The sequence below is a fragment of the Paenibacillus sp. V4I9 genome, assembly GCF_030817295.1.
In the GTDB taxonomy this organism is placed as follows: Bacteria; Bacillota; Bacilli; order Paenibacillales; family NBRC-103111; genus Paenibacillus_E.
Genome location: NZ_JAUSZE010000001.1, coordinates 3,555,776 through 3,578,174 on the forward strand (window position 1 = coordinate 3,555,776; position 22,399 = coordinate 3,578,174).

The following is a 22,399-nucleotide window of genomic DNA, read 5'->3' on the forward strand; positions in this document are numbered from 1 at the left end:
GCAGTTTAAAACTGCGCTGTCCGATTCTTTTTTTCTAAAGATTTCCAAAGTCCAAATCTTAGTCCTTACACGAATATTTAGTTAGCGATTATTGGTTATAGGTTCTTGGACATGCTTCGCACGGGCGATGTGCGTAGCTTCAACCATGTTGCGCAGGGAATCGACAGTTTCTTCGACTCCACGAGTTTTAAGTCCGCAATCCGGATTGATCCAGAATAGCTTCGGATCCAGCACACGCAAGGCACGTTCGATCATACTGGTCATTTCCTCCACGCACGGAATACGCGGGCTGTGGATATCGTATACGCCTAAACCTATGCCCAGTTTGTATGTGTTCAATTCGAAGCTATTGATCAGTTCACCATGACTGCGGGATGTCTCGATCGAAATTACATCGGCATCCATCGCTTCGATCGAATAGATCATGTCATGGAACTCGCAATAGCACATATGCGTGTGAATTTGCGTCGTATCCTGTACCGTGCAAGTTGTCATGCGGAACGCTCTGACCGCCCACGACAGGTACTTCGCTTGGTCATCCCCCTTGAGCGGCAGCCCTTCGCGAACCGCAGGCTCGTCGACCTGTATCATGCCAATGCCCGCCTGCTCAAGCGCTTCCACCTCTTGTCTAAGCGCATAGGCCAGTTGGTAAGCAATTTGTTCGCGTGTGATGTCCTCACGAACGAAGGACCAATTCATTATCGTAATCGGGCCAGTCAGCATCCCTTTAACGGGGCGTTTGGTCCGCGTCTGAGCATACTTTGTTTCTTCGACGGTCATCGCCTCTTTGAACGCTACGTCCCCAAATATAATTGGCGGTTTAACGCAGCGAGAACCGTACGACTGCACCCATCCGTTCTGAGTGAACGCGAAGCCCGCGAGTTTCTCACCAAAGAACTCGACCATATCGGTTCGCTCAAATTCGCCATGCACGAGAACATCCAGTCCGATTTCCTCCTGAAGTTTGATCCAGATATCGATCTGTTCTCGGATGAAGTTTGCATACTGCTCATTATTCCATTCACCCTTGCGCCACTGTTGGCGGGCTTTGCGCACCTCTGGGGATTGTGGAAAGCTGCCAATTGGCGTTGTCGGTAAAATAGGCAATTGCCATTTCTTCTGCTGAGCAATATGACGCTCTGAAAAAGGTCGACTGCGCTCAGGATGTTGAGCGCTGATGGCGGCGACCGCATGCTGAATGTCGCTTCGGTTACGCTCATCTGACAGCTTGAGTGCCAGTAAAGCACGATCACGTTCTTCCAGTTCGCCTGTGACTCCGCCCCCGCCTCGCGAGACAGCTTTCGCCAGTAGTACAAGCTCATCCAGCTTCTCATCTGCAAATGCGAGAGCACCTTTTAGTTCAGTTACGAGCTTCGTCTCATGATTTACCGATACCGGAACATGAAGTAAACTGCATGACGTCTGCACGATGAGTCGCTCAGCCGTGACGATTTCAGCGAGTTCTTCTACGAGTGCCAGTTTCTCGCGCAGTGGCGCCTTCCAGATGCCACGACCGTCAATAACCCCTGCGCCTAAAACCTTGTCCGCCGGAAAGCCTAGCGCTTTAATCGACGACATATTGCCAGATAAACCGTGCACGAAATCCAACCCTATTCCTTTGACGGGCAGCTCGACAATATAATTGTAGTTCTCTACCGATTCAAAGTAGGTTTGCAGCATGATGTTCAGGTTCGGTACTGATGCGGTAAACGTCTCATAAATTGTCTTTAATCGCTGCACGTCAGCTGCGCTTAACTTCGTTACGAGAATCGGTTCGTCTATCTGTACCCATTGAACCCCTTCTCTCACAAGCTCCTGAAGTATCTGTACATAGAGCGGAAGCAAACGTCCCAGCCAGTCGTCGGTCTCCGAAACACTGTATCCTTTTGACAGCTTCAAGAATGTCAGTGGTCCTACGATAACAGGCTTGCCCTCGATACCGAGCTTCTCCTTAGCCTCCCGATAAGCCATAAGCGGTCTATTTTCGGTAAGCACCGGCGATGCCTCACCCAATTCCGGTACTATATAATGATAGTTGGTATTAAACCACTTGGTCATTTCGCTAGCCGTTGCATCCTTCGTCCCACGGGCAATACCGTAATAAACAGATAATGGTACCGTGCCGCCCTTATACGGAAAGCGTTTCGGAATAATGCCGAACATTGTGGAAGTATCAAGAATATGATCGTAATAACTGAAATCATTGACCGCGATGAAGTCGATGCCCTTCTCCTGCTGCTTACGCAAATGATTCAAACGGATCTCCTGCAACTGACGGTGAAACTCTGATTCTTCGAGCTTGCCTGACCAAAAAGCCTCCAGCGCTTTCTTCCATTCCCGATCCGCACCAATACGCGGATATCCCAATACACTGCTTTTCATCATCTTGTAAAACTCCTCTACAAATTGTTACAAGAAAGATATCACGGATTGGTCGATATAGTGTAACTGGAATAAACTATATCTAGTCATAGCTAATGGCTATAGCAAAATATTATTGGGATATCGCCTGCATAAGTGCTTGTATATATGCCGCTCCTAGCTTGGATAGTGAAGCATTTTTATGGGAAATCCAACCGACATTGATAGTTTCCTCACAATCCAATGGTACGGGAATAATTTCATTTCCATTCAAATCGGCGCTTAACACCCCTGTCGATATGGTATATCCGTTCAATCCGATCAGTAAATTGAAAAGCGTCGCCCTATCATTAACACGAATGCTTTTTTTATGTGACATCGTACTGAGAATCTCTTCTGAAAAATGAAAGGAATTATACTCCCCTTGATCAAAGGACAGATATGGGTAATTCTGAAGCTGGTCGATAGTTACGATCGATTGCTTTGCCAGCGGGTTCTTACTACTGATGAAAATATGCGGCTTAGCTGTTAATAAGCTGTTGAATTGCAAATTCCCGGTTTTGAGCAACTTGTTGATGACTTTCCCATTAAACTCATTTAAATATAAGATGCCGATCTCGCTGCGTAAATTTTTGACATCTTCAATAATTTCGTAGGTTTTGGTCTCTCTCAAAGCTAGCTCATATTCATCTTGGCCATACTCCCGGACCAGACTCACGAATGCATTCACCGCGAAAGCGTAATGCTGAGTGGAAACAGAAAAATGCTGCGGAGAAGGCTTAGCATTGAGGTAACGGCTTTCTAATAATTCCGCCTGCTCAACTACCTGTCGCGCATAGCTTAAGAATTCAATACCCTCTTTAGAAAGTGAGATCCCTTTATTAGATCTTTCAAAAATCGCAAGCTGCATTTCTTCTTCCAGATCCTTAATAGCATTTGAAAGACTAGGCTGAGAAATAAACAACCGCTTGGCAGCTTCATTAATAGAACCCCGATTTGCAACCTCAATAACGTACTTTAATTGTTGTAGAGTCAATGAAATACTCCCCTCTAAGTTGTTCCTTACTAGTCTTAAGTATATCAATATATTTGACAATAAACTTTCTTTCTTTTTTTGTTCGGCGACATTTATTAATCGATCCCTAATACCTTACATAGGTAATTCCCGCCTTCATTGCATGCAAAAAAGCGCACACTCCATCAGGATTGTACGCTTTTTTTGACCCTTATTTCAAATAATCTCGAAAAAGGATATGACGCCTATATTCGGCGTTTTCAACCGTACATACGTAAAGGTGATGCAAAGTTATGTCATCGGGAGGAATAAAAGCCTCTCGCCCTGCAGCTCCTAAATCACCAAAACAACTACACTGGCGCCCATAGAAATCCTCCTTCTTTCATTTTCAATGGCTTTTTAATCGCAGGACCTCCTCTTCAATCCGACTGACGTCAATCCTTTGGAACAATACTTCAACTTGTGAAAGTTCTCTGCCGGCCGGGCTCTCAACATAGTCCCAGAAAGGCTCTAACAAGCCTAGAAAACCTCGTATCTTCTTACAGGAAAAAGGTACAAAAGGTTCCAACAGCATCGATAAATTCGCAATGACTTGAACACAAGTAAATAGAGTATTGCTACAAGAGTCCACATTTTCTTTTATCTGTATCCACGCTTTTTGTTCATCAAAATATTTATTACAGCTTCTAATGAAAGCAAATACGATCTCCAACGCTTCTTTCAGCATACCTTGTTCAATAAGGTTTCCACAAAGGTGATACAGGTCTTCAATTTGTCGTTTAATTTTTAAATCTATCGCACCATTAGGGATTTTCCCTTCATAAAATTTTTCTATAAATACCAAACTTCGATTCACAAAATTCCCAAACGCTCCAAGTAACTCCCCATTATGGCTGTATATAAACTCTCTCCAGGAGAAATCCGTATCACGATTTTCAGGTCCATTTGCGATTAAAAAATAACGCACAGAATCCGCTTCATACTGCTCTAAAATATAGGGCACCCATACTGCCCAATTTCGACTTGTTGAAAATTTCTTGCCTTCTAAAGTAAGGAACTCGCTAGAAACGATTTGATCTGGCAGGTGTAGATTCCTTATACCAAGCAAAATAGCAGGCCATATTAACGTATGAAAAGGGATATTATCCTTACCATGGATATAGTAGGCTTTGACACCCTCTTTCGTCCAAAACTTTTCCCATGATTCACCACACTGATTTGCCCACTGCTTACTAGCAGAAAGGTACCCACTAACAGCCTCCACCCAGACGTAAATTTTTTTCCCTTCAAAACCTTCTAAAGGAACATCTACGCCCCAATCTAAATCCCGGGTAGCAGCTCGATCCTGCAGCCCTTCTGCTAAATAGCGCTTGGTTAGCCCAATGGCGTTCTCCCTCCAACCGTCCGCCTGATCAACAAAAGCTTCTAGCTCATTCTGAAATTTCGATAGTGCCAAGAAGTAATGTTCTGAAAACCTTGAGGATGGAGTCCCGCTGCATAACTTACATGAACGATTATGAAGGTCCAGAGGATCCAATATAGTCGAACAGGAGTCGCATTGATCACCACGTGCTGCACTTCCACAGTGAGGACAGTTCCCCTCCACATAGCGATCAGGCAAAAAGCGTTCGCAGCCGTCACAATAGGTTTGTTCAACTGCTTTTTTATACAGGACACCATTATCCAGCAATTGAACAAAAAGCTCTTGTACGACTTCGTGGTGGAATGGGTGATCCGTCCGAGTATATAGATCATAGGAAAATCCAATTTTACGGAAACAATCCAAAAATTCATTATGGTACCGATCGGCAATTACTTTAGGGGAAACACCTTCATTGTTAGCTTGAATCGAAATAGGCGTACCATGACAATCACTTCCTGATACATAAAGTACCTCTTCTCCCTTTTCCCGAAAATAACGGGCGATTACGTCACCAGGAAGTAAGCTCGCTACCCGCCCTAAATGAAGTGATCCATTTGCATATGGCCAAGCTCCTCCAATAAAAATACTCATTTCCAATTCCTCCCTGTTAAACGAATAAATTTTGAAAACAAAAAAAGCCCCGTCCTATAAAAGGACGAAAGCTATCGCTCACGTGTTTCCACCTAAATTTACCGATCCCTCACGGTTACCGGCCTCTACAGGTACGTCACCAAATGAGATGATTATACCCTGGCACGTTAACGGGTGCGCCCGGTGCGGCCTACTTCCTCTCAGGAGGGTTCGATGCACAGCTCTGAGACCATATTCGTCAGACGTTTCTTTACTCCTTCTCAGCTACCGGAGTTCTCTGCCCAAAGAACGGGATCCAACTACTCTTTCTCGTCGTTGCTTTATTAGTATTCCTTTTATATCCATTATAATTATATAATCCCAAAAATCAATTTAATTTTTTCAAAGAAAAAAGACCCCTTTCAGGGTCCTTTTCGACGGTGATAGGATTGATGGTACTTTTGCCTTGAACCTTACTTAGCTGGGTCTCTACCTCATCACATTCCTGTAGTACACGACTACATTAATGAATCTGCGGCACATCTCCTCGCTTCTATATAGATTCAATAACAACTTCCCTGGTAGTTCGCTGCATGATATGCGACACAACACCTCGCTGAATCACCGTCGTAAAGTAATATGTCCGATTTCGAAAAAGTTATACATCTAGGAACGCATTTGGTTGACGAATTTATTTGCTAGGAATATAATTGCTATAGCAACTAACTACGTGGGGTGAATGATTTTGGGATTAGATAACTCATTTGGATTTATTTTGAACCATGCCGGTAGACGTTTGACACAGTTATTGAACAGCCATTTTCAGCCCTATGATATGACAACAGAGCAATGGGTTGTACTCAATCGTTTAGCTGATGAAGATGGCATTACGCAGAAGTTGCTGGCGGTCCGAGCTGAAAAGGATCAGACGAATATCACGCGAATCCTCGATCAATTGGAGCGCAAAGGATTTGTGGAACGACGGGCCAATGAGACGGATCGAAGATCGTTTCTTACTTTTATCACAGAGCAAGGCAAAGCTTTGAATGATATCCTGACGCCAATTGAGCAGAAAGTAATCGCCTCGGTTCTTAGCGGTTTCACGGAGGAACAAACATCGATTTTGCGGGGAATGCTCATCCAATTGACCAACCAAGCCAATGCATGCATCAAGGAATTGGAGGAGTCACAGTGAATAAGGATCAAAAATTGTGGAATCGTGATTTTGTTGCTGTCTGTGTCAGCAGCTTTTTTTTATTTATGACCTTTTATATCCTCGCCGTCACGCTGCCAATCTTCGTCACTGATACGCTGCACGGCGGACAACAGCAAATTGGTCTGGTCATGACCGTTTTTATTATTTCAACCGTCATTTTACGGCCTTTAACTGGTAAGTGGATGGATGAATGGAACCGGAAAAAGATCGTTCTTTTCTCGCTGGCGCTTTTTATGATTTGTACGGCGTTGTATCCACTCGTTCATCAATATACTTTTTTGTTAGGGTTAAGGTTTGTTCATGGCATAGGTTTCGGGATGGCAACAACGGCTGCAGGTGCAGTTGCCATCGAGCTTGTTCCTGAGCGGCGCAAAGGTGAGGGAATTGGGTATTTCAGCCTTTTCATGAGCTTGGCTATGGTTGTTGGTCCCTTTCTGGGGCTCACCATTATGCAAGCTCACAATAATAGTCTTCTATTTGGTGTGTGCATTGTGTTCGCGCTTCTCGCTTTCTTGTTTGGGGTGACCATTCGTATTCCTCAAGCTATCTCGAGAGTGGCCGTGCAAACAGAGTCTGGTTGGAGAAAGTTCATTGAGCCGCGGGCTTTGCCCATTTCTCTGGCAGGCAGTGTTTTGGCTTTTTCTTATGGAGCTATTACTACGTTTCTTTCCGTGTACGCCAAATCCATCGGGTTGGATACATATGCGAGTTACTTCTTCATGGTGTTCGCTTTGATGATTGTTATATCCAGACCTTTTACAGGTAAATGGTTTGATCGTTCAGGTCCTCATTTATTAGTGTATCCCGGGGTCTTCCTTTTCACATTAGGAATGATAACCCTAAGTATGGCGTCTTCTCCTATCCTATTTTTAGTCGCAGGAGGTATGCTGGGCCTTGGATTCGGGGCGATGCTTCCCAGCTTTCAGACGATCGCTATTCAAGCCGCGCCGTCTCACCGCAGAGGGCTTGCGACAGGCACTTATTTCTTACTTTTCGACTCCGGATACGGTATTGGCTCCTATGTGCTTGGTGCAGTTGCTTCAAGAACGAATTACCATACGATGTACTTCATTGCTGGGATGGTTGTCGCATGCTCTGCCATTCTGTATTACGGACTTTATCATCGAAAAACAACTTCTTCCCTCAAACCAAGCCCAACCACAATTAAATAATAATCTACGCAAAATATCTGGTTCCTTTGATGGATAAAAAAATGCACCCGGCTTTCAACGAGAGTCGGATGCTTAGTTATTCAGAGGCTTCAGGAAATCCTGCATATAGCATCCTAAATGAAGAAGAATATATGTATGAACCTTAACTCGTTAACCACCCAAAATGGTGGTTTTTTTCTATTTGTGTAAGAAGACAAGAACTTTGCCCTTTCCTATCCTTACGATCTATTTCTCCGATCAATTTGTAAATTTATATATCCAATTACCTCATCATTTTCTTCATGCTTCTTCCCATATGTTAACTTTATATTCAGGATACTGAAGATTGATTCATTATGCCTTCTCACAACTGGTAGGCATAACTCCAAAAGTAGATTTTAGAGTCATTTAGCTTTCGTGAGGGTAGATGAGTTATAGTAGTTACCAATGTTTAGGCAGCAATTGTTGCACTTTTTACAACATCATTCAACCGCGAATATGGATTCATTCATCCAGTAACCTCAATTGAGCATATATGACGATTGATCCCGATTTAAGACATCTCCATGTAGAGCAAGATTGGATGAATGAATCCACGGTCTCTTTAGTCTAATACTTTAGCCTGTCTAACGGGTATTGAGTCTGTTCTCCTCTTATGGATCAATTGTTTCAAGCTGTCCAAATTAGCAAAAACCGTTCCAGTGATAATCGTTATCACCCCTATTGCCGAAACCCAAGTGATCGTCTCGCCATATAAGAGCACTCCGAATGTGAGGGCAATCGTCGGCGAAACATAGAGCCATGTAGTCGGAAAGACGGGATTCGTTTTGGCGACGAGCCAATAGAAAAGACTATGCCCTACCATCGAGCCAATAACGATTAAGTATAGAAGAGATCCGATCGCCCTTGCTGACAACAAGCTATTGATGTCCACGTTTTCCGTGAATAAAGACAGAATAAGAAGCAGCAGACCTCCATAAATCATCTGAGCCGCGTTAAGCGCAATGGGCGATGCTTGTGGGAATCGCTGAATGACCCGTTTGGAATATAACGCACCCGAGGAATAGAAGATCTGTCCGACCAAAATAGCGACACATCCGATTATCCACCTTATATTAGCAGTTATTGTAAGGTGTGGAAGCAATAACAATACGATTCCAACGAAACCGAGGATGCAACCGAATGCAGATCGTGACGTTGTCTTCTGCCGCAGGACAAGTGTTTGCAGCACAAGCATCATCATTGGAGCCGTAGCTGATAAAACGGCAGCGAAACCGGAGGAAACATATTGCTCGGCCCAGTACAATGTCGAGAATGTACCGAAAGTCAGGCCTATTCCCGTGAGCAGCATTTCTTTGTGAATTAATAGCGATAAGTTGGCCTTTTTCTTCCATACCATCCAAAAGAACAGTATCAGACCTGCAACAAAGAACCTTATTCCCGCTGAGAAGAAAGGCGGCGTTGAAGCGTCGACACCTACCTTTATCGCTAAAAACGTCGTGCCAAAAATGAGACATACGAGCAAGTAATTGAAAATAATCATGGATGTTCCCCCTCTTGATATGTATTATACAAGATAGGTAATAGAACAGATGAAATATAACAGAACAGATTACTTGGGCATGATATATAATAAGTGAATTAGGGAGTGAACAAGGTATGAAGAATACGGACACATCGACGAATGATACCAAACTACTTTTTAGACAAACATACGATTATATCGTCACCAGAATCGAGCGTGGAGAGTTAAAAGCACATGACAAGCTCCCTTCGATTAGACTGCTTGCCCAAGAGCTCCGGGTGCACCGACTAACGGTGTTTCGAGCGTATCAGTTGCTTAAACAAGACGATAAGGTCTACGTAAAGGAGAAATCGGGTTATTATGTAAGTCCAGAATTCACGGAACATGTTATTTCCGAGTATACGGAGAGAAGCCCCATCGCCTCTTCCGGCCACTTGAAAAACTCCTTATCTGAAATTCAACAGGTACCCGTTAGTTATCAATTTTCCCAATCACTGATCGATCCGAATTTGCTGCCGAATCTTTACCTATCCGAATATGTTAAGAAAGTTTTCGACATCTATCCGAAATTAATGGGAACCTACTCCAGTGTACAAGGGGATGAAGAACTGCGTGAATTCCTTTGCCAGTACATGAAGCGCCATCATAGTATTCAACTCACAGTAAGCGATCTATTGATTACGACTGGGGGGCAACAGGCGATTGACCTAATTTCTCGGGTATACATCAGACCGATGGATTTCATCTTGGTAGAAAGACCGACATATAGTGCCGCGCTCGATATATTCCGCCAACAGGGTGCACGGTTTATTCCTGTCGACATTTCCCCCGAAGGCTATGATTTGGAGAGAGTCGAAATGCTAATGAAACTGCACCGACCCCGTATTTTTTATATGAATCCTACCTTTCATAATCCGACAGGGTATACGGTTCCCCCAGACCAACGCAAGCAGCTTGTCGAACTGGCTGAACGATATTGCTGTTTACTAATAGAAGATGATGCCATTCACGAGATGTATTTTGATCAGCCTCCTCCTCAGCCCTTTTTTTCTTACGATACAGATGGGTGGGTTGTCTATCTCCGCAGTTTTAGTAAATATGTGGCACCTGGACTACGCATTTGCGCCGTCATCGGTCGGCCGTCCGTGATAAAACCACTCATTACCGCAAAATCGTTGGCTGATAACGGAACTCCTCTAGTCAACCAGAAAATTTTTCTACACTACTTCGAGTCTGAACGGATTAGGCAACATTTGGAGAAGCTGCGCATCGCCCTTCAAATACGAAAAGAAATTGTAGAGGAGGAATTGTCCACTACCGGATGGAGTTGGGTCAGTCCAAAAGGAGGCTTCAATTTATGGCTGAAGCTTCCCGAAGCACTTCCTGTAGAAGAGCTTTTGAAAGAAAGCGTCCGGCATTCGGTCTCTTTTGTTCCGGGTATCATCTGTGATCCGCTCAGAGAGATGCGGTCCTGGATCCGCTTAAGCTATTCGTTCGTCAATGAGGGGCAATTGCGGGATGGAGTCAGGCTGCTCGCAGATATTGCTCGTCGATTTTGATCCCAAAAATGACTAAACAAAAAATCCCACCCCCAAGACTAAGCTATTGGGTGGGATTCATCGTCGTTGGTATGCCAGTCCCCATGCGTTTTCAGGATGGATGCCGGAATGCTTGGATCAACACCGTTAAATACCTTAGTGCCTGCATCAATAACCGCTCGATCCGCAGAGGGTCTGCTGACGATTGTTGTTTTCACGGTTAATGCGCAATCTTCCAAAGCATGTGCCCCCAAGCTCACTTGCATTAAATCACCAAATATATAGGTACCTGGACGAATTTCTGTGATCCCGTTCATTGTCAGAGAAGCGGGAGATAGGTACCGGTGCTTATCACATCTGCACGTAAGCCGCTGTTTCTAAGCAATTGAGCGGTTGTACGCGCTGCATTCCCTTCGGCAATGGCAAACTTCTCCATTTCAAACACATCCTTGGTATCATAAGAGTGACCCGCAAATGTTATCAAACCACGAAAGACAAGACCAGAGAGCTCAACAATCTGTTTGGCCAAATCCACGACAGGCTGACCTTCCGGGACGCCGACACATCCCGGCAGGAAGCGTATGGACATATAAAAATGTTTTAAGTTACATCAATCAAAAGGAAAAAAAAGGAAATTGGAGGGATTTAGAGAATAGCTTATCCTAACCTTTCATTACGCATTACCTCCACAGCACATTGTGTTATAAAATATATCCCACATACTCAATATCTAGTCAATTCCCCTTCTTATAAAGGGTGGGACCGATACGGTCTATTTTATCCGACAAGGAGTGTACTTGTGAACTATTCAATATTAACGAAATTCTTGCCTTCTAGATTCAATCGATTTCATGTAATTCTTATTTTTATTACCACCGCATTGCTTGTCTCGTTAATTGGATATAATCAAAGGGATATTGCGAATCCCCGTAATTACCATTATGAAAAACATAAGGCTTCCAATGGCGTCGTTTTGCATACAATTCGGACTACTCCGGATAATGTTCGACTGCAGGCGATCGATATGAATGTAACGAAAACTCCCTATTACGGTATTAATGGAGGCTTTTTCTGGGAAGGAGCTCTGCTAAGTATCGCAGTTATCAATGACCAACCTTTGAAAGGAATGCCTGGCGATTACGGATCTGGCTGGTACAACACTGGCATTGACACTAACTTAAAGCGTGGAACGCTTGTTTGGGATGACGTCACTAAACGCTTCTCGATTCAAGTAGTCACGCATGCCGGTGAACTGACCGTAACAGATAAGCAGCGTTATTGGGCACAGGGGGGTGTCAGCATGAAGCTTAACGATAGCTTTGGCTCGGAGAGTGATATGATTTTGGAGCAAATGCCAGCCTATAACGAAGGTCATATGCGTACGGCAGTTGTTTATGATAGTCAAGAGAACATTTATATGATTGTAACACCTTCGTACTGTACCATTGAAGAGTTCCGAGCAGCCATTCTCGATAGCTTTAGCGATCGAAGGCTGGTAGACGGCATCTATTTGGACGGAGATGGTTCCTCCCAGTTGCAGTGCCGCTATGTTCGTCTGAAAGGAGATCAACGCCAAGTCTATCAGATGCTAACCTTAATCAAATAAGATGACCCAATTTAAAATTTCAATAAAGCCCTTTAACCATAAGTTAGCTCTTGCTCATTCTTAAGGCGGAAACGAGGTATAAAAAAAGGACTACACTAAAAAAGTTCCAAATACTTGGTATTGACGCGACAGATAAATAAAGACCGTAAGGCAACGACCAAGCAAATACAATGTACATTAAGATTCGATTTCTCAAAAATGAGGTTATGATGCCTAAAAATGCAGGGAGAATCAACATTTTTTAAACATTACTGGTTCGACATTTACCCAATTTCCTGTTCCAGGCTCTTCAAGCAACTGACTTTTTCCCGCTTTAGGTCGAACAATATTTTCAAATATAGTTCCTCCCATCTGAATCATATTAACAGTTACATCCGAGAAATAGATATGTTCCCACTTAGAATTCACAAAATTCGTATTAGCAAATGAAGTATCTCTCATATCAATATTATTAAAAGAAGCCTCTTTGAAACAGACCCTATGTATTTCTTCGTTTCTTAAATCTTGAAATTCCAACCCATTGTTTGAATCCAATACTTTCTTTTCTGTAAGTGGCACTGCAAACGTCCTTTCTTACTGGATTATTTAAAGCGTTTTATTCAACTAAGATATACTATTCGTTAAAAAATACAAACTACCTTTTTATGTAAAAATATTATCTATTTAATTTTATTATGCTTTCCCGTAGCCTCTCCTATTGTTATTGGACTATTGTTTCATCTCCGAAATGGTCGGATACGAAAACCCTACGTACTTTAGTACCGTTTTCCGGGCAAGACGGCGAAATATGACAGACATTTCAGGACTTTTAGTTTATAATTGATACATTATGTATCATACAAACCACTAAGGAGGAAACTATGTTTAAATCTACAGTAAAATTGGCGTTATCTTTTGCATTATGTTTTGCGATTATGGTACCGACAGCGTTTGCACAGGAACAAAAATCTCTTGTTGCTCTCGGAGATTCCATCACTTTTGGGTATAACTTAGACACAAAAAACAATCACCCGTCGAAAGAAGCATTTCCGGAGTTATCAGTGGAAGGCGAAAAGTACCGTGTGCGAAATCTTGGAGTTCCGGGAGATACGTCATCTAACCTCCTAACTCTTCTTAAGACTGAAAAGTATCGTCAAGCAGTTCGTCATGCTGATGTGATCACACTTAATATCGGCAGTGCCGACTTTTTAAAGGGTGCAAGTCCGATTATTGCCAAACTGCTAACGATTCCGAATTATCAACCTACACTCGAGGATGTATCATTAATGCAAAATATCACGATAAATCTTGTTACAAATCTACAGCAAATTGTTTTTGATATTCGCACTTTGACAGATGCACCGATTATATTATATACAATTTATAATCCTTTTTATGGAATGGATGCACAAGCCGGTGCTTTGCTATATGGAGCAAACGTAGCGATCAGTTCTTTTAAGGCAGATCCAAGCATCAAAATTGCTGATGCGTTCACAGCGTTTATCGGGAAGCAAAATCTCCTTATTCTTCCTGAAGATGTTCATCCTAATTTGGAAGGACAACAACTGCTCGCGGACTTAGCTGCTAATGCCATCCAAGAAGTCAACTAACAAGCAAAATGGATGAATAAATGTTATAAAAAGCTGGTAGATGTTCATGCATGCAAATCTGCTCATGAAATGTACCAGCTTAATTTATATTAAGCTCTCGTGTCCCGTTAGCGGAATAACGTTCTGAGGTTCACTAATTAAAGGAATATATAAATCAATACTGCGATAACTAGCTCACTTTTCCCTTACACTCAGAATAACCCCAACAATTATAATCATTCCACCGATCAAATCATATATATGCAAGACTTCATGTAGGAATACGGTTGAGAATAACACGCCAAAAAGAGGAACGAGATTCATCAGCGCCATTGCAACACCGGAACTGAGGTTGCGCAGCCCATAATTATAAAGCATAAAGGCTGCTACTGAGCAGAAAACCCCAAGATAGAGCAGCATCCAGAGAGAATCTACACTAGGCATCTGCCATCTTGACCGCTCAATCAGTGCAAGCGGAATGAATGCAAGCGTCCCTGCAATCGTCTGGTAAAACGAAACGGTTACCATTGAGTAGTTTCTGACAACTTTGCGAGTTGTAAAGTTATAAGTTGCAAAGACAACGCCCGCCAGGATTAGAATTAGGTTACCCGTCAGCTGTCCTGAACTCTCCTCCGAACTGCCGCCCGAAATCTGATACACTCCGACTACTGCCATCACAATCCCAAGCCCCTTCAGCCAGGAAATTTTTACTCGAAAAAAAATGAACTCAAGCAGCGCTGTTATGGCCGGGTAAGAAGCGACGATCAGTGCGGCACTCGATGCCGTTGTCAGTTCAAGCCCGATATTCTCCAGCGCAAAGTAAAGAGTCGTTCCCAATATTCCGCTCAGCGCCATCAAACCCATATCCTTCGGTGCAGGCCTTATAAATTCTTTTCTAGACAGCATAATCACTCCTAAAATGAAGGAAGCAATTACAAAGCGTGCCGCCCCCAATGTGAGAGGTGGAAAGGAATTGTATGCAATCTTAGTCCCAACAAACGAGGTGCTCCATAGCAAAATGGCAATAATGACAGCGAATAGGTAAAAGCTGCTGCTTTTTTGGGCCTTTGCTATTAGCACCTTTTGGATTTCATTTGATGTATCCATGCTGTACCTCCAAGTAATTCTAAGGAATTGAATGTAGTAGCTACTTTTGTAGCTACTACTATTCATGATACAGCATTGGCACTATCGTCTGTCAAGTGTAATAATGGAGTAGATCAGATAAGTGAAAGAATAGGACTTATGTACGACGCGGAGGGTAGGAGGTTAAAAAATGAAATTAGAAATCATTAAGATGTTGCAGGATTTGAATTTTACCGAATATGAAGCCAAAGCGTACCTAGCCCTTCTGGATAAATCTCCTTTATCAGGGTATGCGATTTCTTTGAACTCGGGTGTTCCGCGTTCTAAAATTTATGAAGTGTTAAGCGGAATGGTGGAGCGCGGCGAAGTTATGGTCAGTCACGAAGATCCTTCGTTGTATACGTCACTGCCGCCTCAAGAGCTGATCCGGCTGAAAAAAAGCAAAATCGACTCCTCATTCGAAGCTGCTGAAACTGCGCTTGCCCACTACTCTTATGTATCCTTAAATCGGGAAAACATTTGGAACATCACCGGGTTTGAAGCCATTTTGAGCCGGGCGGCGGAAGCGGTTAATCGGGCAGCTGGGCGTATTTTGCTAGAAATCTGGACAGAAGAAGCCAAGCTACTGGAACCGGAACTGCGGAGGGCTGCGGAACGAGGCGTCGAGATTCTGATCGTCGTATATGGAGAACTACAGTTCGATTTTGCGCAAGTGTACCCGCACGATTCGAGTGAAGAGATTACACGGGAATACGGCGGCCGTTGGATTGTGGCGAGCATAGACGACAGCGAAGTGGTAGCCGGTATAGTTTCTCTTGGAACGGACAGCCGCGCCGCTTGGACCATGCACCCCGGTCTCGTCATGCCGATCACCGAGGTCATCATCCATGACCTATACATCCATGAGATTATGCAAGCGCACCGTGAAACGCTAGAACAGACATTCGGACCCAATCTGATCGAACTGCGAAAAAGGTATAACTTCGGGCCTGCTGGCTACAGCATGGCGAAGAAGCTAGGCTTTGGAAATTAACTTAAAAGCAAAGGAAATTTTGAAGAAACGCCGTATCTTACCTCAATGGTTGATACGGCTTCTTATATCAGCTTTCTTCTTTAACTTTTCCTCACCATTTTCCATTGCAATTCCCAATCCAACATACTCCAACATGTCGATATCGTTACCACCTTCACCAAACGCGATTGCTTCCGACTTGTTAATGTTTAAATAGTCCAATACCTTCTTAATCCCAGCTCTTCTGTAAGGGTACTCATTTTCTGGGGATATTTTGTAATATTCAATGTCTCTTTTAATGCTTTCATAACCCGCTCCAAGTTTTTAGTAATGTTTTCAAACGCTCTGCCGTAGATGGAGATGCCGTGTAAATCATAATCTTAAGTTCTGGATTGGTCGGTGGCTGTAAGGTCACATGTTCAAATTCCATCTCCCCAATAAAGGGATCGTTCCATCGTTTGTGGCAGTCAGCGACGGTCTGAACATCATGTTTTGGCCAAAAAGAACGAAATAATCCACTTACCTCCATAAACTCCTCAATTAACCCCTTAAGCTTTTCGTCGTTCGAGAAAAGTGGGTAATCCGCACGAAACCGCGCAATCATGACCTTTGCTTTAGCTTCCCAATCCAAATTATTCGTTTGTAGAGTCGAATCCGTCAGAAAACGTCTCAACCAATTAGGGCGCTGCTGTAATTCCTTTGAGAATGTCGGTAGTCGAAATACAAGTTCTGCCGCTCGATTCCACATCAATAAATCCCAACCTCTTCCCAAAATGAAAGCTGGATTAGGTTCAAGAGCCCTCACCGTTTGCTCCAACCCAGTACTCACTTCTTGTTCCTCTTCTACCTCCAGTTTCGCTGGCATTGCAAGCATATGGAGATGGCGGCACTCATCAACGGATAACCGTAACGCTTCCGCCAAACTATCTAATACTTCCTCTGAAGGATTTACATCTCTCCCCTGTTCCAATGAGGTATACCATGAAATACCAATATGGGCAAGTTGGGCCACCTCTTCTCGCCGAAGCCCTGGCGTTCGACGCCGACCATAAGACGGCAACCCAACTTCCTCTGGAGTAAGACGCTCTCTGCGTGCCCGCAAAAATTCACCCAGCGATAAGCTGGAAGAAAACTCTTTCATAGGCTGCTCCCCTTATCCTGACACTGCCAATCCTACGTTTAACACAGGAAGGCTGCTGATTCCAGTTTCTGTAATACTGTTAGTATAGCATTGACAAAACCGAGGAGGTAATCGAAAATGAATGTTTTTTTAACTGGGGCAACAGGAAAAATAGGAAGCCGCTTTGTACCACGTTTGCTGCAGCACGGGCATAACGTTAAAGCAATGATCCGAGATGCTTCAAAGGCGAGTACGTTTCAACAGCTGGGTGTTGAGGTTATCGAAGGTGATCTTTTGCAGACGGAAAGTCTAGCAAGTTCTTTACAAGGCACTGACGTCGTGGTGCACCTGGCCGCTCAGTTTCGCGGTGTAGATGAAGCTACGGCGAAACTGTCAAACATCGATGCCAGCATTGCTTTAGCAAGTGCTGCCTTAGATGCAGAAGTTCCAAGATTTGTGTTTGCGAGCACCAATTTAGTATATGGTTCTGGAGCTGGAGCTCCTAACAGACCGAGCCGCGAAGAGGACGAATTACGACCTGGATTCCCTTATCCTCAAACCAAAGTCGCAGCAGAAGAAGCCTTGCTCCGTCTTCATCGTGAGAAGGGATTGGGGCTTCGTATTCTGCGGTTTGGTTTTGTCTATGGTGAACATGATCCCCATGTCACAGAATTTCTGCCAATAATGAGCAAATGGAACCTCGCTAAACGGCTTCATATGGTACACCATGCGGATGTAAGTCAAGCTTTGTTGCTTGCTGCCTGCATGCATGGAATAGATGGCAACATTTATAACGTTGCTGATGATTCCCCTATAACGGTTGAAGAACTATTTCGACTCCATGGTTTTACTGACAACCAATTAACAGAAGCCATGCAGCAAGAGTTCAATCCATGGGATATGATCGTAGATACAACACGCATCAGAGAAGAATTAAACTATCGACCAATCTTCCCTTCGTTTTATTCAGCTAGAGATGCAGGAGCATTGTAATCTCATGAAAAAAAGACCATGTCGATGACATGGTCAAATAAACAAGAATTAAATAGTCCACTATTTATCGTACTTGTAGAGATTAATTTCGTGCTTCACGTAATAAAGATCTCCGTACTTATCCGTTGTCAGCAGCGTCACACCTGCCCCGATTAAAGCAACCGCGTCTTTGTTGGTAGAATTAGCGTCAACTGCGTACAATTTCGCACCGATGCTCACATAGACGTTACCGTCGTTGCCGTTAACCATCTTGCCGCCTTGCCAAGACACGGGGATTGAGCTGAATTTGTCGGGATATACTGTCGTATGAGTAGCATCTGGATTATTCGGATCGATAATAAACAAATCTGCGGTCGTGTCGTGGGACGAATTGCCTGACGAGTTCCCTTCCGCAAGTTCCCTTTTTTTCCCATCCGGACCAACGATGAGATCTGAGATGACTTTTCTTCCTGGGGCTGGGACGAATTGAGGAACAGGTGTCGAGTTGGCGCTCGTTATATTCCAAACGAACACTTTTCCTTCCGTCGCATCAACCGTGCTGCTGATTCCCCCGTAAACGGATGTGCCGCCAAAAACTTTATTGTTCTTGTATGCAAGTGAAATAACACTTTGATGGTAGACAATATCGTTAATGGTCGTGACTTGTTGGGAAGTAGACAAGTCATAGACGGTGAAGGAGCCTTTATTATTCCCGGAACTCGCTACTGAACCGACATAAAGCCGATTCATTGAGGGTTCTGCTAACATGCCAAACGGACGATCCTGTTGGTAAGGGGCGTCGTCGATATCCTGGAACAGGAGCGAAGGATTCGTAGTATCATTCCACGTCGACGTTGTATCGTATTTTTTGATCCACGCGCCGGGATATATGCCTAGATACAGATTGTTGCCCATTGTTGTCATGTTTTCCGCTTGGCCTGCGCCTTTATAGCGCTTTTCTTCGGATGTGTCCGGATTATAGATGCCCATCCCTCCAAGCAAATAGCCGCTTGTGTAAATATTGTCGGATGGCCCCTTGACCAGTGACCGGATTTTGGTCACAGATTCTGGAATTACGAACGATGTCGTCGTATCAATTGTAGGCGTTGCTGCGAGCTTATATTTCAAAATTTTTCCTGATTTAAGCGCAGCATACAGATAAGTGTTGCCTGCATCGGTCAAAAAAGTATAACCAGCTGCGCTTCCTCCTACATCGCCCAGATTTAATTCTGCTGCTGATGAAATATCGTAGCTGTAAAGATTATTCCCTTTCGTGTAGAACACTTTGTCATCCGAAGGGTGTTTCATCGATACGCCACGTGAGTCGATATCGCTTAAGGAAGAGGCAATCGCACCCGTTGTGCTATCCAATACCAGCGTTGGACCCGCCGATAGCTGGGCGAACACCCTCGACGACGATCCGTTCGAAATATAATCGAGTCCATGCACAAACTTGCTGCCATAATTTGATGGGGAAATGGTGGTTTGAGTTCCATTCGTCGGATTAAAGCGAATGATTGTCGCATTCGAGGTCGGTCCCTTGCCCATATAAACCTCAGTATCGCTCGCATAAGCGATCGACCTCACGAAATCAAGGCCACTGACGATGGGTAGGCCACTGTTTAAGACGACAGTCCCTCCGGTCGGATCGTACTGGTACGCTTTGCCGCCGGTGGAAGTTCCGCCGTAGACTTTTCCGCTGCTTCCCGCCGTTACATCCCAAATAACGTCCATTCCGGTTGGTAGGGTGATTGGCAGTAACGAGCTGCCTGTAATTACTTTTATCCCATTGACCGTGCTAACTGTGCCGGGGAGATACCGAAACATCGTTTTCTTGTTAGCCGTTCCCAAATAGACGGACTTATCCGTAGCCACCGTCATTCCCCAGACTGCTTCTATCTTAGTGTTATTCGGATCAACCATGAGATCTCGATCATCCAACAGCTCACCCGTTCGGGCATCGTAAACCACCAACTTGGACGGAAACCCGCTGGAACCGACATACATTAGATCCGTGTTACCACTTGCATCTTTGCCGAATACAGCGACGTCGAGGGGATTGTTCTTTATTTGAGTGCCGAGATTGTATTCAATCGGACGATCCAGCGTCACATCATCGGCGTAGGCGACCATCGAAGTTGTCGTCCCCGTCGTTAGATATACGGAGACAGATGCTGTGTCTGTAGGGGCGGTAGCGGATACAGAAACCGGGGTCCATTGTGAAGCAATACCGGTGAAATCGTTTGCAGCATCTTTAAGGACCGTTCCAACGGAATTCTTGAAAAGAAGGTGGATGCTCAGCCCGGAGCCGCTGGACGGGTAGATTTTGGCCGTAGCTCCGACTCTTGTGCCAGAATAAACCGTTACATTCGAGCTTTCCGCATAACTTGCAGTGGATGAACTGGAATCGTCCAGTTTAAGACTGTAGGTTCCCCCTGTCTTCTGAACTGTCGAAACGGCAGCACCAGAGGACACTGTCCAAGTACCGCTTAACGGGTCTTCGAAGCCTGCATTTTTAACGGTTTGGCCGATTGAAACATCGTCAATATAGGCTGTAGTAACAGCCGCTAATGAGCTGTAAACCATGACCGCTACTTGATTCGTATCAGCAGGAGCTTTTGCTGTAATAGTTCTCTTCGTCCATTGATTGAGCGTGGGCGTAACGCCACCAGTGGGTGCAATAATCGTTTCTGTAGTGCCGTTATAGAAGATCAGCCAAACATCAATCGATCCTTGCTCAATATAAGCAAAAGTAGAAGCGGTATACTTTTCATTCTGCGTAATACTAACCTTTTCGCTAATCCGTGCAAGTGAACCCGAAGTACTGGTGTCCACCATTTTCATACTGTTCAAGCCAGTGTAAGCTTTCTCACTCGAGACAGTTGCTGTATTTTGGCCGTACGTGGGGTGTGTGGTCCAATGCGGTATGCCGGTTCCGGCATCCTCGAAAGAAGAGTTGAGGATAGATATCGTGATGCCAGATGCGCGAGCATCGGGGTTCTGGAAACAGCTGATGATAAGCAAACAACTAAACACCATACAAACGAGGCGAATCCATATGGAGCGAAACGTTCCTCACACAAAGTTTGGCTGCGGTCAATCGTGAAGCTGTCGATACCGAATTGCGTTTACGAACTCCTTTCCTACCCAATTGGGCCTATATTCGTCAAGTTCACCTCCCTTCCGTCTTTAACATTCGACTGGTTTCTGTGATGGATCAGCGAATGTCAATACCTGATATCCTGGATTATCTACTCTCATTTTAAGCCCACGCGTGCGTTTAAAATATGTCATCATTTCTAGAAAGTGTGGACAATTTCAAGAAAAAGTGTATAAAATTTCAAGATATAATTTACTGATCGGTCAAAAATTATTCAAAAAAAAACCCTCTGTATTTTCATAGAGGGGATTGATCCAAGTGATAAATTTCTCAAACATTAGAATAAGCCAACCTCGCTCCACTTTTTGTATCATCTGCTCAGTAGTTAACAAAGCTCTATCTCAGGAATTCCTTCCGTGCTTTCCTGAATGTCTTCAAACAGTCCGTCTGCCCGCACCTTCGTGTAGTACTCATATTGTCCGATAACCCCATAATCCCCTTGCATGACACCTGGATAGGCTCGGTTTACCGAATAGATTTGACTTCGATGTGCATGAAGCGCACGCCCTTTTGTTTCACGCTGATTCACTATGTTCACTTTTCCAGTTATGGGGACTGCACCGGTTGGTGCTGAATCTGCGCAATAATCATAGTAGTGAGGAATCGATGCGAAAAACAAGGTGCAATACTGAGTAGGCATCAATTTCTCCTCAGATTGAAGAACCGCTTGCTCTGTAGCCTGGGATATGGCTATATGATCACGATGTCCCGTCACTCCGTTTGGAGGAAACGTTACGATGACGTGCGGCTGCAGCTGCACAATCGTGGATTCAATTTTTGCGGCCATTTCGTTGATATCCTGGTTAATCAAACTTCCATCCGCGTAATGAAGTAAATATAAGTTAGTCACGCCTATGACGTCGCAAGCCTGTGACAATTCCTGCTCCCGGAGTGTGGCGAGTTCCTGCTTGCAGGTTACTAAATACTCACCAGACTTTCCCCCACAACCAGAGGTTGCGCAAATCAAATTGACGTCGTGACCGGCTTCCCTATATTTGGCCATGGTGCCGGCGCAAGCGAAAGACTCATCATCAGGATGGGCAAAAACGAACAACAGCCTTTTTTTCATAGGATCC

The 22,399-nt window shown here is 44.1% G+C and carries 18 protein-coding genes and 2 pseudogenes; 7 read left to right on the plus strand and 13 right to left on the minus strand.

From position 1 onward, the window contains the following. Positions 1–81 precede the first annotated feature (81 nt). From metE to metG, 4 genes and pseudogenes are all read right to left on the minus strand, one after another. A complete protein-coding gene (gene metE, locus QFZ81_RS16600; protein WP_307603616.1) occupies positions 82–2,385 on the minus strand; it encodes a 5-methyltetrahydropteroyltriglutamate--homocysteine S-methyltransferase in 2,304 nt (767 codons plus the stop codon). 109 nt (positions 2,386–2,494) lie between these two features. After that, a complete protein-coding gene (locus QFZ81_RS16605) occupies positions 2,495–3,397 on the minus strand; it encodes a LysR family transcriptional regulator (RefSeq protein WP_307442565.1) in 903 nt (300 codons plus the stop codon). A 190-nt stretch (positions 3,398–3,587) separates the two neighbouring features. After that, positions 3,588–3,707, minus strand: a pseudogene (locus QFZ81_RS16610) (GrpB family protein); the annotation flags it as partial. A gap of 57 nt (positions 3,708–3,764) precedes the next feature. After that, positions 3,765–5,390 (minus strand): methionine--tRNA ligase, encoded by a 1,626-nt coding sequence (gene metG, locus QFZ81_RS16615; protein WP_307603619.1) that lies wholly within the window; start codon positions 5,388–5,390, stop codon positions 3,765–3,767. 724 nt (positions 5,391–6,114) lie between these two features. Here metG and QFZ81_RS16620 point away from each other — a divergent pair. Next, positions 6,115–6,564: a MarR family winged helix-turn-helix transcriptional regulator gene (locus QFZ81_RS16620; protein WP_307442561.1), complete on the plus strand. Its 450-nt coding sequence runs from the start codon at positions 6,115–6,117 to the stop codon at positions 6,562–6,564. Then, the gene (locus tag QFZ81_RS16625) at positions 6,561–7,757 is read left to right on the plus strand and encodes an MFS transporter (RefSeq protein WP_307603621.1); all 1,197 of its coding nucleotides are present in this window, start codon (positions 6,561–6,563) and stop codon (positions 7,755–7,757) included. The genes QFZ81_RS16620 and QFZ81_RS16625 overlap by 4 nt, the downstream gene beginning before the upstream one ends. 583 nt (positions 7,758–8,340) lie before the next feature. Here the strand turns inward: QFZ81_RS16625 and QFZ81_RS16630 are convergent. Beyond that, positions 8,341–9,279, minus strand: a complete 939-nt coding sequence (locus tag QFZ81_RS16630) for a DMT family transporter (RefSeq protein ID WP_307442557.1) — start codon at positions 9,277–9,279, stop codon at positions 8,341–8,343. 116 nt (positions 9,280–9,395) lie between these two features. Between QFZ81_RS16630 and QFZ81_RS16635 the strand changes: the two genes are divergently transcribed. Further along, the gene (locus tag QFZ81_RS16635) at positions 9,396–10,820 is read left to right on the plus strand and encodes an aminotransferase-like domain-containing protein (protein ID WP_307603623.1); all 1,425 of its coding nucleotides are present in this window, start codon (positions 9,396–9,398) and stop codon (positions 10,818–10,820) included. Positions 10,821–10,858: 38 nt separating this feature from the next. Here QFZ81_RS16635 and QFZ81_RS16640 read toward each other — a convergent pair whose 3' ends face one another. Both QFZ81_RS16640 and QFZ81_RS16645 read right to left on the minus strand, forming a co-directional pair. Next, the gene (locus QFZ81_RS16640; RefSeq protein WP_307442552.1) at positions 10,859–11,038 is read right to left on the minus strand and encodes a hypothetical protein; all 180 of its coding nucleotides are present in this window, start codon (positions 11,036–11,038) and stop codon (positions 10,859–10,861) included. A gap of 80 nt (positions 11,039–11,118) precedes the next feature. Beyond that, entirely contained in the window at positions 11,119–11,388 is a 270-nt protein-coding gene (locus tag QFZ81_RS16645) for a hypothetical protein (RefSeq protein WP_307603625.1), read from the minus strand. 210 nt (positions 11,389–11,598) lie between these two features. Here QFZ81_RS16645 and QFZ81_RS16650 point away from each other — a divergent pair, with 210 nt between their 5' ends. Then, positions 11,599–12,405: a hypothetical protein gene (locus QFZ81_RS16650; protein WP_307603627.1), complete on the plus strand. Its 807-nt coding sequence runs from the start codon at positions 11,599–11,601 to the stop codon at positions 12,403–12,405. Between the two features lie 231 nt (positions 12,406–12,636). Here QFZ81_RS16650 and QFZ81_RS16655 read toward each other — a convergent pair whose 3' ends face one another. Beyond that, positions 12,637–12,963 (minus strand): pentapeptide repeat-containing protein, encoded by a 327-nt coding sequence (locus tag QFZ81_RS16655; RefSeq protein ID WP_307603629.1) that lies wholly within the window; start codon positions 12,961–12,963, stop codon positions 12,637–12,639. Between the two features lie 302 nt (positions 12,964–13,265). On the opposite strand from QFZ81_RS16655, the gene QFZ81_RS16660 reads away from it, so the two are divergent. Continuing rightward, the gene (locus tag QFZ81_RS16660; protein ID WP_307442544.1) at positions 13,266–13,994 is read left to right on the plus strand and encodes a GDSL-type esterase/lipase family protein; all 729 of its coding nucleotides are present in this window, start codon (positions 13,266–13,268) and stop codon (positions 13,992–13,994) included. Positions 13,995–14,168: 174 nt separating this feature from the next. Here QFZ81_RS16660 and QFZ81_RS16665 read toward each other — a convergent pair whose 3' ends face one another. After that, complete coding sequence (locus QFZ81_RS16665) at positions 14,169–15,080, minus strand: DMT family transporter (RefSeq protein WP_307603631.1); 912 nt, start codon at positions 15,078–15,080, stop codon at positions 14,169–14,171. A gap of 169 nt (positions 15,081–15,249) precedes the next feature. Here QFZ81_RS16665 and QFZ81_RS16670 point away from each other — a divergent pair, with 169 nt between their 5' ends. Continuing rightward, positions 15,250–16,092: a TrmB family transcriptional regulator gene (locus tag QFZ81_RS16670; protein ID WP_307603633.1), complete on the plus strand. Its 843-nt coding sequence runs from the start codon at positions 15,250–15,252 to the stop codon at positions 16,090–16,092. Between the two features lie 66 nt (positions 16,093–16,158). Here the strand turns inward: QFZ81_RS16670 and QFZ81_RS16675 are convergent. Together QFZ81_RS16675 and QFZ81_RS16680 are read right to left on the minus strand one after the other, a co-directional pair. Next, positions 16,159–16,439, minus strand: a pseudogene (locus tag QFZ81_RS16675) (HAD hydrolase family protein); the annotation flags it as partial. Beyond that, entirely contained in the window at positions 16,376–17,212 is an 837-nt protein-coding gene (locus QFZ81_RS16680; protein WP_307442539.1) for a helix-turn-helix transcriptional regulator, read from the minus strand. The gene QFZ81_RS16680 and the pseudogene QFZ81_RS16675, both read right to left, overlap by 64 nt. 117 nt (positions 17,213–17,329) lie before the next feature. Here QFZ81_RS16680 and QFZ81_RS16685 point away from each other — a divergent pair, with 117 nt between their 5' ends. Next, positions 17,330–18,184, plus strand: a complete 855-nt coding sequence (locus tag QFZ81_RS16685; protein ID WP_307603635.1) for an NAD-dependent epimerase/dehydratase family protein — start codon at positions 17,330–17,332, stop codon at positions 18,182–18,184. Positions 18,185–18,244: 60 nt separating this feature from the next. Here the strand turns inward: QFZ81_RS16685 and QFZ81_RS16690 are convergent, their stop codons facing one another. Together QFZ81_RS16690 and QFZ81_RS16695 are read right to left on the minus strand one after the other, a co-directional pair. Further along, on the minus strand, positions 18,245–21,187 hold the full coding sequence (locus QFZ81_RS16690; protein WP_307603637.1) for a carbohydrate binding domain-containing protein: 2,943 nt from the start codon (positions 21,185–21,187) through the stop codon (positions 18,245–18,247). 461 nt (positions 21,188–21,648) lie between these two features. After that, a complete protein-coding gene (locus tag QFZ81_RS16695; protein ID WP_307603639.1) occupies positions 21,649–22,392 on the minus strand; it encodes a PIG-L deacetylase family protein in 744 nt (247 codons plus the stop codon). Positions 22,393–22,399: the final 7 nt, after the last annotated feature.